Source organism: Nitratireductor aquibiodomus (assembly GCF_900105565.1).
Taxonomy (GTDB): Bacteria; Pseudomonadota; Alphaproteobacteria; order Rhizobiales; family Rhizobiaceae; genus Nitratireductor; species Nitratireductor aquibiodomus.
In genome coordinates, this window is the sequence record NZ_FNSL01000001.1 from 2,690,001 (window position 1) to 2,701,876 (window position 11,876).

Annotated in this window: 4 protein-coding genes, 1 tRNA gene, 2 rRNA genes and 1 pseudogene; 5 read left to right on the forward strand and 3 right to left on the reverse strand. The window is 57.8% G+C overall.

What is annotated here, in order from left to right; translation table 11 throughout:
• The first annotated feature begins 5 nt into the window (after window positions 1-5).
• The 3 genes from BLW55_RS12880 to BLW55_RS12890 all read left to right on the forward strand — a co-directional run bounded on the left by BLW55_RS12880 (window position 6) and on the right by BLW55_RS12890 (window position 3,336).
• Window positions 6-2,872, forward strand: a 23S ribosomal RNA gene (locus tag BLW55_RS12880).
• 167 nt (window positions 2,873-3,039) lie between these two features.
• Window positions 3,040-3,154, forward strand: a 5S ribosomal RNA gene (gene rrf / locus BLW55_RS12885).
• A gap of 105 nt (window positions 3,155-3,259) precedes the next feature.
• A tRNA-Met gene (locus BLW55_RS12890) sits at window positions 3,260-3,336 on the forward strand.
• Window positions 3,337-3,450: 114 nt separating this feature from the next.
• Here BLW55_RS12890 and BLW55_RS12895 read toward each other — a convergent pair.
• A pseudogene (locus BLW55_RS12895) lies at window positions 3,451-4,485 on the reverse strand (IS3 family transposase).
• 193 nt (window positions 4,486-4,678) lie between these two features.
• Window positions 4,679-5,863: an OsmC family protein gene (locus BLW55_RS12900; protein WP_090329068.1), complete on the reverse strand. Its 1,185-nt coding sequence runs from the start codon at window positions 5,861-5,863 to the stop codon at window positions 4,679-4,681.
• Between the two features lie 215 nt (window positions 5,864-6,078).
• Here BLW55_RS12900 and BLW55_RS12905 point away from each other — a divergent pair, with 215 nt between their 5' ends.
• Together BLW55_RS12905 and BLW55_RS12910 are read left to right on the forward strand one after the other, a co-directional pair.
• Window positions 6,079-7,566 carry an aldehyde dehydrogenase family protein gene (locus BLW55_RS12905; RefSeq protein WP_090329069.1) on the forward strand — a complete coding sequence of 496 codons (1,488 nt, stop codon included), beginning with the start codon at window positions 6,079-6,081 and terminating at the stop codon, window positions 7,564-7,566.
• A gap of 142 nt (window positions 7,567-7,708) precedes the next feature.
• Window positions 7,709-10,927, forward strand: coding sequence for a 4Fe-4S double cluster binding domain-containing protein (locus BLW55_RS12910; RefSeq protein WP_090329070.1), 3,219 nt, complete (start codon window positions 7,709-7,711; stop codon window positions 10,925-10,927).
• Window positions 10,928-10,985: 58 nt separating this feature from the next.
• Here BLW55_RS12910 and BLW55_RS12915 read toward each other — a convergent pair whose 3' ends face one another.
• Window positions 10,986-11,873 carry an NAD(P)-dependent oxidoreductase gene (locus BLW55_RS12915; protein ID WP_090329071.1) on the reverse strand — a complete coding sequence of 296 codons (888 nt, stop codon included), beginning with the start codon at window positions 11,871-11,873 and terminating at the stop codon, window positions 10,986-10,988.
• Window positions 11,874-11,876 lie beyond the last annotated feature (3 nt).

Consider the following 11,876-nt stretch of genomic DNA (forward strand, 5'->3'; position numbering starts at 1 on the left):
AGAATGATCAAGTGTCTTAAGGGCAATTGGTGGATGCCTTGGCATGCACAGGCGATGAAGGACGTGATACGCTGCGAAAAGCTACGGGGAGGTGCGAATACCCTTTGATCCGTAGATATCCGAATGGGGAAACCCACCTTAGATACTTGGGAAATCAAGTGCGCTGCGCGCAAGCGAATAGCGAATAGTGGTTAGCGAATAGAAAGTCTATTCGCTATTCGCCACTCACTATTCGCTGAACGCGAAGCGTTCTTGGTTTCCAAGTATCGTTACAAGGTATCTTATTCTGAATACATAGGGATAAGAAGCGAACGCGGGGAACTGAAACATCTAAGTACCCGTAGGAAAGGACATCAACCGAGACTCCGCTAGTAGTGGCGAGCGAACGCGGACCAGGCCAGTGGCTATCGTTTAACAAGCAGAACCTTCTGGAAAGTTGGACCGGAGCGGGTGACAGTCCCGTATGCGTAATGTGAACGATAGTCCTCGAGTAGGGCGGGACACGTGAAATCCTGTCTGAACATGGGGGGACCACCCTCCAAGCCTAAGTACTCGTGCATGACCGATAGCGAACTAGTACCGTGAGGGAAAGGTGAAAAGCACCCCGACGAGGGGAGTGAAAGAGTACCTGAAACCGGTTGCCTACAAACAGTGGGAGCACGCAAGTGTGACCACGTACCTTTTGTATAATGGGTCAGCGACTTAATGTAACGTGCAAGCTTAAGCCGGTAGGTGTAGGCGCAGCGAAAGCGAGTCTTAACAGGGCGTTCAGTACGTTGCATTAGACCCGAAACCGAGTGATCTAGCCATGAGCAGGTTGAAGGTAAGGTAACACTTACTGGAGGACCGAACCCATATCTGTTGCAATAGATCGGGATGACTTGTGGCTAGGGGTGAAAGGCCAATCAAACTCGGAAATAGCTGGTTCTCCGCGAAATCTATTTAGGTAGAGCGTCGACCGAATACCCTCGGGGGTAGAGCACTGGATGGGCTAGGGGTCCTCACCGGATTACCAAACCTAACCAAACTCCGAATACCGAGGAGTACTAGTCGGCAGACACACGGCGGGTGCTAACGTCCGTCGTGGAGAGGGAAACAACCCTGACCAACAGCTAAGGTCCCCAAGTTATGGCTAAGTGGGAAAGGATGTGAGACTCCCAAAACAACCAGGATGTTGGCTTAGAAGCAGCCATCATTTAAAGAAAGCGTAACAGCTCACTGGTCTAATTAAGGGGTTTTGCGCCGAAAATGTACCGGGGCTAAAGCCATACACCGAAGCTTTGGGCTTGCTTTGCAAGCGGTAGCGGAGCGTTCCGTAGGCTGATGAAGGGAGACCCGTGAGGGCTCCTGGAGGTATCGGAAGTGCGAATGCTGACATGAGTAACGATAAAGGGGGTGAGAGACCCCCTCGCCGAAAGTCCAAGGGTTCCTGCTTAAAGTTAATCTGAGCAGGGTTAGCCGGCCCCTAAGGCGAGGCCGAAAGGCGTAGTCGATGGGAACCACGTTAATATTCGTGGGCCTGGAGGTAGTGACGGATTGCGGACGTTGTCTTTCCTTACTGGATTGGAGAGGCAGCCATGTGGTCCCAGGAAATAGCTCCTCCATATAGACCGTACCCGAAACCGACACAGGTGGACTGGTAGAGTATACCAAGGCGCTTGAGAGAACTCTGCTGAAGGAACTCGGCAAAATGCACGCGTAACTTCGGGATAAGCGTGACCCTTCTTCGGGCAACCGGAGGGGGGTGGCACAGACCAGGGGGTAGCGACTGTTTATCAAAAACACAGGGCTCTGCGAAGTCGCAAGACGACGTATAGGGTCTGACGCCTGCCCGGTGCCGGAAGGTTAAGAGGAGGAGTGCAAGCTCTGAATTGAAGCCCCGGTAAACGGCGGCCGTAACTATAACGGTCCTAAGGTAGCGAAATTCCTTGTCGGGTAAGTTCCGACCTGCACGAATGGCGTAACGACTTCCCCGCTGTCTCCAGCAGAGACTCAGTGAAATTGAATTCCCCGTGAAGATGCGGGGTTCCTGCGGTTAGACGGAAAGACCCCGTGCACCTTTACTATAGCTTTACACTGGCATTCGTGTCGGCATGTGTAGGATAGGTGGTAGGCTTTGAAGCGTGGGCGCCAGCTCGCGTGGAGCCATCCTTGAAATACCACCCTTATCTACATGGATGTCTAACCGCGGTCCGTTATCCGGATCCGGGACAGTGTATGGTGGGTAGTTTGACTGGGGCGGTCGCCTCCTAAAGAGTAACGGAGGCGCGCGATGGTGGGCTCAGAACGGTCGGAAATCGTTCGCTGAGTGCAATGGCATAAGCCTGCCTGACTGCAAGACTGACAAGTCGAGCAGAGACGAAAGTCGGTCATAGTGATCCGGTGGTCCCGCGTGGAAGGGCCATCGCTCAACGGATAAAAGGTACGCCGGGGATAACAGGCTGATGACCCCCAAGAGTCCATATCGACGGGGTTGTTTGGCACCTCGATGTCGACTCATCGCATCCTGGGGCTGGAGCAGGTCCCAAGGGTATGGCTGTTCGCCATTTAAAGCGGTACGTGAGTTGGGTTCAGAACGTCGTGAGACAGTTCGGTCCCTATCTGCCGTGGGTGTAGGAATATTGACAGGATCTGTCCCTAGTACGAGAGGACCGGGATGGACGTATCTCTGGTGGACCTGTTGTGGCGCCAGCCGCATAGCAGGGTAGCTATATACGGAACGGATAACCGCTGAAGGCATCTAAGCGGGAAACCGACCTGAAAACGAGTATTCCCTGAGAGTCGTGGGAGACCACCACGTTGATAGGCCGGGTGTGGAAGTGCGGCAACGCATGGAGCTTACCGGTACTAATAACTCGATCGGCTTGAATCATTCTCATTGCTTATGCTCATCGCAATTGTCCTTGCGGATGAGCGCGGCAAAAGCCGCTATCCTGCGGACGGCACGCGCAAAAATGCGCGACGGCCGCTTGGCCTTGCGGGCTTCGCCCGTGTCGGCATCAAAAAAAACCAGCTTCTCGATTACATGCGTTTCGCCGACCTGGTGGTTATGGCGGGGCGGCTGCACCCGTTCCCTTTCCGAACACGGCCGTGAAACGCCCCAGCGCCGATGGTACTTTGTCTTAAGACACGGGAGAGTAGGTCGCTGCCAGGTCTGCAAAACGCATGAAAATCTTCTCAGAACAAAGCCAAAAACGACAAAGGCCGCAACAAGCGGCCTTTTGTCATGAAAACAGGCAGGAAAACGCAAAAATCTTGACGCGGGGTGGAGCAGCCCGGTAGCTCGTCAGGCTCATAACCTGAAGGTCGCAGGTTCAAATCCTGCCCCCGCAACCAGCGATAAAAGCACCCGTTCATCCTCTGGATGAGCGGGCTTTTTTTTGCCCGAGGCCAGGCTGAAAATACCCGCTGACCTTTGACCTGCTGACCTGCTCCCCTGAATGTACCCATTCATAGGCTAGCGCTGTTCACGTTGTGGTCCATTCGTGACCGGGTTGCAAACTCGTTCGGGGTGAGCCCGTCGAGGCTCGTGTGGGGTCGGTTCAGGTTGTAGTCGATCCTCCATTCTTCGATGATCTCGCGGGCATGCCGGTAGCTGCGGAACAGGTGCTCGTTGAGGCACTCGTCCCTCAGTCTGCCGTTGAAGCTCTCCACAAAGCCGTTTGCATGGGTTTGCCCGGCGCGATGTAGTGCCATTCGACACTCTCCTGTCCTGCTGCCATTTGAGCATGGCATTGACCGTTGCCAGGCGTTCCCGGCTGAAGTCGTCGATGACGCACAGGATGCGAAAGCGCCTGCCATCAATCAGGGTGTCGGAGACGAAGTCGAGGCTCCAGCGCTGGTTGGCGTCCTGCGGGATCGCCGTCGGTCCCCGTGTCCCCAAGGCTCGCTTGCGGCCGCCGCGTTTGCGCACGGTCAGCCGCTCCTCCTTGTAGAGGCGATAGAGGCTCTTCCAGTTCACAGTCATGCCCTCCCGCCTCAAGAGCAGGTGCAGGCGGCGGTAGCCGAAGCGCCGGCGCTCCGCCGCCAGCTCGCGCAGCCGCTGGCCGGCATCGTCCGACCGCGATGAGCGATAGCGGTGGACGCGCGTCGCGATGCCCACCAGATCGCAGCCGCGGCGTTGGGAATATCCTCTCTCTTCAATGGCCCAGTTCACGGCATTCCTCCTCGAACCGGGCGTCAGAAGCGTCCGCAGGCTCACTCGAACGCATGGCGTTCGCCCGCTCCCATTGCCCGCATCTCACGCAGCGTCGACACATCCATCATCGACTCCGCCAGAAGCTTCTTCAAGCGCGCATTCTCCTCCTCCAGCACCTTCAGCTGCTTGGCCTCCGACAGCTCCATGCCGCCATACTTCTTGCGCCAGGTGTAAAAGGTAGCGTCGGATATCCCGTGTTTGCGGCACAGCTCACTGGCCGTCATGCCAGCCTGATGCTCCTTCAGAATGCCGATGATCTGTTCTTCCGAAAACCTGGATCGCTTCATTGCCTGTCTCCTTCATTGAGGAACAGGCTAACCCAAAATCGGGAACATCCCAGGGGAGAACGTCACTTCATCGCTCTCCGCTCCATTCCAGCCGGGGAAACCTAAGCGGAGAAATCTAACCATAAGCGATCCAATTTGCGGGGATCAGAGCACTCTCCGCCATCGCTCTCGCTGCAACCGTGATCTTCTGGCTCTAATCAATGAGTCCTGAGCCTAACGAAGAAATCTTCAGCTTGGCTTTCAAAGGGGTGCGGCAGAATGCGTGGAGGAAGCAGGTCTGCTCCGCGACTTCGAGCATCGTCTTCGCAAATGAGTCTGACTCATCACTTTGAATGTGAACATGAGTTTCGAGTGGTGCGGCTTCGCCGGCCTTGCCGGTTTTGCCTGTGGCACCTCCTCTTGAAAAGTGGAAATCCTGGATGATCTGGTAGCTCTTGAGAGGTTTCTTGATCATCGCTGCGTAACGACCGAACTGCGTCATAAAGCAGAATCCGATACCCGCACTGATCAATGCTGCAGCCGATGGGGCTCTGCCAGCTTCATCCGAAGTGAAGTGAAAAGCAGAACCGTGCGGATTGTAAACGTGCTGGCGGATTTTTACGATGCCGTCCGGCTGGCGCTTCGCATGCACCCGCAGGTGAAGCATTCGATTTTGCGTTTCCGTCAACGCGCCGCCGGCAAATGTGGTGGTGTCCTCCATGATGGGGGAGGGCTGCCTCGTGTGTTCAATCACGGCATCCCAGTCACCCTCCATAATGTCGAATTTCTCCTCATCGAAGGCAGGCAGCAAAGGAGCTGCTATCTCCTTGCCATTGGATATACCGATCTCGGAACCATTGTGGCAAAGCCGGAAAAGGCTTTCCTTCGCGCCCCTCATCAATCCGTTTAGCGGTGAAGATGCTATCGAATCGAGGATCAGCGATCGAAGTGTGTCGGAATCATACCTGGATTTGATTTTGGCTTTCAGTTCAATGTCGTGCGCAGATGCCGTCATTGTGCCTTTGGCGAATGAGCCGTTCATCGAATAGAAATTGTCTTGTATGATCTCGATGTCATCAATTTCTATCTGTCGAATATCTGCCAGCGCATGGATTTCATTCAGATAGGACGCCACCATTCCCGCAGACAGATAGGCGAGGGGGGGAGGTGCTTCGTCATGGCCGTTCAAATACGCCCCTTCATCTGACAAAAGCCGCCAGGTCCGGTCGCTGTTCGCTTCGGATATGAGTGCTTCCTTCTGCATGACTGTCAACGAACGCACTACGGTTCGAGTTGAGTTTCCCAGTCGGGGAGACGGAGCCAGAAGAGTACCGGGAGCAGCCCGCAGCGGGATCGCCAGCGGGTGGTTTTGTTCAGCAATGATGTTCGCAGGTCTCATTGTTATGGAAGTCCGTCTGTTGAACCATGGTCCGTTAAACTAAGGCCGGTACTCCTGACTCGTCAATCCCGATCGAGCACTTTCTCGGTCTGAAACAGGCTTCAGAGTTTGCTTTCTGATTTTATGGACCCTGGTCCAAAAATCGTGTATGGCTATGATGAACGCACGGAGGCCGCGATGGCGGGTGTGTGGTCTTGATGCTGGGAGGAACGGGAATGCGATACGAGACGGATGTTGAAACACGGATATTCATCGATGGTGTGGCTCGGTCCGCACAAGATGACCGAACCTATGCGGTCCACAATCCAGCGCGTCCTGATGAGTGTGTTGGCCATGCCGCGAGAGGTTCGGTATCCGATGTGGATGCTGCAGTCCGTGCTGCTCACAGAGCATTTCCGTCCTGGGCCGAACGATCTTATTCAGAGCGTGCAGAACTGCTGGGAAAAATAGCCGAACTTCTCGTTGCCGATGAGGAGGATGTTTCCTTCCGCTCAAATCTCTTTTGCCGCGAGCATGGCAAGATCCTGAAGGAAACCCGGCTGGAGATGACGCGTCTCGGTGACCGTTTCCTGCTTGCGGCCTCATATGCGGACAGGTTGCAGAAGGATGAGACACTTCCCGAACCTCCTTTTGATACGATCATCACGCGTCAGCCTCGCGGCGTCGCCGCCTTGATCGTGCCCTGGAACTGGCCGCTCTCAATCCTGGGTGCCAAGCTGCCACAGGCGCTCATTGCCGGAAACACAGTGGTCGTCAAACCGTCACAGAATTCCGCCTTGGCACCCACGCTGACATTGCACAAGATGGCAGAACTCCTGCCACCCGGCGTGCTCAATGTGGTGACGGGAAACTCGAGCGAGATCGGCGATGCTCTGGTGGGGCATGAACTCGTTCGGCGTGTTAACTTCACGGGTTCCATCGCGGTTGGCAAACATGTCATGCGAACGGCGGCTGAGCACCTGACCCCGGTGACACTTGAGCTGGGCGGCAATGACGCGGGCATTGTCCTTTCCGATGCCACCCTCGATGCGGCCGCGTTCATGCGCATGTATCTGGGCGCCTTCATGTCGACCGGCCAGATCTGTATGGCGCTGAAACGGCTCTATGTGCATCGCTCGCGCTATGATGAGCTCGTCGATGGCCTCTCTGCTGTCTGCGCACGGCAGGTGGTGGGCGATGGTCTGCTGCCGGACACCACGATGGGGCCACTCAATAACCGCAAGCAACTCGGCATTGTCCAAAGCATGATTGCTGAGGCGCGCGGTTCGGGCGCTGACGTCAAGGAATTTGGCAAAGTGCCTGATATGGAACTCTACGCGAACGGCTATTTCCAGAAACCGACGCTGGTCTTTGGACCGGAACCCAGCCTCAGCGTCGTGCGCGATGAGCAGTTCGGCCCGGTCCTGCCGATCATCCCCTTCGACGATGAAGCGGAAGCCGTGCGGCTCGCAAATGACAGCGATTTTGGCCTCTGTTCCTCTGTCTGGACAGAGGATCGGGAGCGCGCGCTGACCATCGCCCGACGGTTGGAGGCCGGCTATACCTATATTAACGGGCATGGCCCTACGGCGCAGGACAGCCGTGGCCCCTTTGGCGGGTTCAAGCAGTCGGGAATTGGTCGCAACCTCGGCTATGAGGGTGTGCTCGAATTCCAGGGTTACCACTCGATCTCAGCGCCGGCAGGCTGGTTGAACGGCGGCTGAAGACGCGTACGCTGCAGCCAGCCTGAGACTGGCCGGATGGGGTTTCGCTCGAACAATTTTCTATATGGACCATGGTCCATTATTAAATCAGATGCGCGGCAGAAAACCAAAGGAGCACAGCGCATCGACGGAGGAGACTTTAATGCGCCTTTTTTCTCACTCTCAACGCCCGGTTCATCTTGGTCCATATCCCTCGGAAAAACTGGGCCGCATGCGGGAGGCGCCGGACCTGTCGCGGGTGAAGGGCAACGGCACGCTGCGCGAAAGCTTTGACAACGACCCGTTGCATCTGGGCAAGACCGTCAGTGACTATATGTGCGCGCTCGACGCCGTGCGCGACGGCGACCACAACCCCTCGCGTGCCGAAATTCCTGACAGTCCGCGAGAGCGCGCCCAGCATATGAAGGCGGCAGGCTATTTTCTCGACAGCGCGCTGGTCGGCATCTGCAGACTCGATGACGCGCACCGCCTAAGCGAGCGTATCGAGCACCCGTTGCTACGCAGCACTTCCTACGCCCATTCGGAGGAAAAGCTGCGTCTGCGCTTCAATCCTGGCGCGGTGATACGCCAGATGGGCCGGGCATTGGAGCTGGCCGACAGGTCGATAGATCATCATTCCCATGCGGTTGTTTTCCTGGCCGAGTATCCACGCGATCCGGGGATCGATGAGCCGGGCGCAGACTGGATCACCGACCTGCAGGAGTGGCGCGCCGCATTGCGCAGCGCCGAAACCGCGGCGGTGATGGCCAATTATCTGCGTGTACTCGGCTACGAAGCCCGCAGCCACACGGCCACGACAACCAATTTTGATCTCAACAGACTGGCCGTTTCGGCCGGCCTTGCCCATGTTGGAGACAATGGCGAAATAACCAATCCGTTCATCGGCCCGCGCTTCGGTCTGGCCGCCGTGACGACGACGCTGGAGATGGAGCACGACGCGCCGATCCGTGAACAAGGGCTCGCCGACCGCTTGCGCGCCAAAGGTGCGGCCTGGTGGATCGGTTACGGCAGCCCGAAAAATGCCCGCAACCGGACCGATTTCGCCAAGCGCAACTTCAAGGACAGTCGGTACCCGGTGGAGAAGCTGAAACGGGTCGAAAAGACCACCACCTATATCGACGAGGAGCGCATTCCGCGTGTGCCCAAAAGCAGCGAGTTCTTTCTGCGCGCTGCCTTTGGTGATCTGGGCAAAGGCCCGATGGAAGCTTCGAAAGACGGACACTCGGTCGCCAAGGCCCCGTTGGCGGCGGCGTTGCGTCTGGCGCTCAACACCTATTCGCTTCTGCAACGCGGACAAGAAGCACAGCAGCGGGCCAAGGGTTATGAGGACCCGAAGCGCAATGCCGAACTGATCAAGGCGACCATGCACTTTCTCGGGGCGGACATTTGCGGCATTTCGCGTGCGCCCGACTGGGTCTGGTATTCGCACCGCCAGGACGGCAGCGAAATGAAGGTTCAGCATAAGCTGGCTGTCTCGGTGATGATCGATCAGGGCTATGAGACCATGGACGGCGCCAGCGGCGATGACTGGATCTCCAGCGCCCAGTCGATGCGCACCTATATGCGCGCTGGCCTTGTCTGCGGGGTGGTGGCTCAGCATCTGCGCTATCTCGGCTTCTCCGCAACGGCGCACTCGGCTGCTGACAGCGACGTCATCCAGACGCCGCTGGTACTTCTGGCGGGGCTGGGCGAGGTGAGCCGCATCGGTGAAACCATCCTCAACCCGTTTCTCGGGCCGCGGCTCAAGACCGGCATCCTGACGACTGACTTCCCGATGGAAGTGGACCAGCCGATCGATTTCGGCCTGCAGAAATTCTGCGGCTCATGCAACAAATGCGCCCGCGAGTGCCCCTCCGGCGCTATCTCCTCCGGTCCGAAGGTAATGTTCAACGGCTATGAGATTTGGAAGGCGGATGTGGAGAAATGCACCCGCTATCGTGTCACCAATCTCGGCGGATCGATGTGCGGCCGCTGCATGAAGACCTGCCCGTGGAACCTAGAGGGTCTGGTCCGCGAGGCGCCATTCCGCTGGGCGGCGATGAATTTTCCTTCTGCTGCAAAGCTGATCGCCCGCCTCGATGATGCGGTGGGGCGCGGCAAGATCAACCCGGTCAAGAAATGGTGGTGGGACATCGCGAATGACGGCACGGGCAAGGTGCTAAAGGCAGCTGAGACCAACCGCCGCGACCTCAACCGCCATATCGACCTGAAATATGAAGACCAGACGCTGGCCGCATACCCCGCGCCGCTGGCCCCGCCGCCGCTGCCGATGCCCAACCCGGTCGACCGCGAGGCAGGCATTGCCGCTTACAAAGGCCTGCTTGATCCTCAGGACTATCAGGCGCGAGTGAAGCGCGGTGAAACCAAAGGGCTGACGCCTGGCCTGAAGAAGCTTGCCGGTCCCGCGCCCGTCATTGTCGCGCAGGTCAAAAGCCGACGTAGAAGCTCGGCGGATGGCAAGATCGACCTGTTCGAGATCGAGACGCGCGATGGCGCGCCGATGCCGGCCTTCACTGCTGGTGCCCATGTCGATATCACAGTGACGCCGCAGTTCATCCGACAGTTTTCACTGGCCGGTGATCCCCAGAAACTGGACACTTATCTGGTCGGTATTCTCCGCGAGGATGAGGGGCGCGGCGGGTCGAAGAAGATTCACCAGATGCTGAAGCCCGGCGCGCCGGTGGTCATCTCGCAGCCGCGCAACCATTTCCCGGTCATTGCCGAGGGCAAGCGGCATCTGTTGCTCGCCGGCGGTATCGGTGTCACCCCGCTGATCGCCATCGGGCACGAACTGCACCGGGCCGGAGCTGATTTCATTCTTTATTACAAGGCGCGCACACGCGCTCAGTCTGCCTTCATCGAAGAATTGGAACAGGTGCCGTGGATCGACCGCGTGCGCTTCCATTTCAGCGACGAGAACCGGCTCGACATCGCCGACGTGCTCGGCGACTACCGCCCCGGTGATCACCTTTATACCTGTGGCCCATCGCCCTTCATGGACGCGATCTTCGATACGGCGCTCGCCAAGGGCTGGGCGGAGGACGCACTGCACCGGGAGTATTTCTCCGTGCCGGACGGCATGGAGTATGAGAACCATCCCTTCACGCTCGAACTCGCCAGTTCGGGAACGGTGATCGAGGTGCCCGCCGAGCAAAGGGCGACCGAGGCTCTGAAAGAGGCTGGCTATAGCGTCGATGTCAAATGCTCGGATGGCCTGTGTGGTGTTTGCTCGACCGGCTATTTGTCGGGCGAGGTGGAGCATCGCGATTTCGTGCTGAGCAAGGAACAGCGCCAGACGCGCTTGATCCTGTGTTGCTCGCGCGCAGCAACCGCCGATGGGCGCATCGTTCTCGATCTGTAGGTGCGGGAGTGGCCCGGCTTGTTTCAGCCGGGCCAGTATGCCCCTTAAAAGCTGGAAATCAGTCGAGGCGCGTGAGGATCTTTTGCGCGAGGAGCCGGTAATCTGCCTTTTCGTCGTCGCTCAGGTCACCGAGCTGCAGGGCTCCGATGATCCCCTCCCATTCGGCCGTGGCCTGCGCCATGCGGCCAGAAAGACCGAGATCGGCGGCCGTCTTGGCCGCTTCCTCCATCTCGGCGGCGCGGCGGGTGCCGTGCACCATGGCGCGCTCCAGCATATAGGCTACGCGTTCTGGCCATCCAAAGCCCGGAAAGGTCTCTTCAAGGGAGGACAGGACGATTTTGTCAACACCCTCGCGGGTCGCCGACAAGACGCATTCGAGAACCAGCGCCTCAATGCCCTTGACCATGATGCTGCGGATCATCTTGATCGCCGACGCGGTTCCGACAGGGCCTTCGGCCAGCGCCGGGCGCATGTCCATTGCCTGCAGGACAGTCAGTGCTTCGGCTGCATGCGGGCCACTCACCAGAAGTGGCGCGTGATGGCGCAGGGGTAGAACGGGCGACATCACCGCGACGTCAACATAGCGTCCTCCGCGGGCCTCAATTGCTTTTGCCGCTTCCCGCTTGGAGGAGGGCGCACAGGAGTTCATGTCGCAATAAAGGGCGCCTGCGCCAAGGTGTTTGGCCGCCTCGCGTGCGGCTTTTCCCGCCTGATCGGCGGTTACCGTGCTGAAGATGACAGTTGCACCTTTCAGTGCTTCTTTCATGGTGGCGCAACCCGAAATGCCGGCGCGCAGGTAATCCGTGCGCTTGGCATGTGCCACAGATTCCATCGGATCGTCGGTCTTAATGTCGAATGCCCTGACGCCTTGATTGCGACTTGCTCCCCATCCTTCGGTGAAGGCGGTTGCCGCTTCGCCGAAACCGATAAAGGCTATGGTTTGCATGGC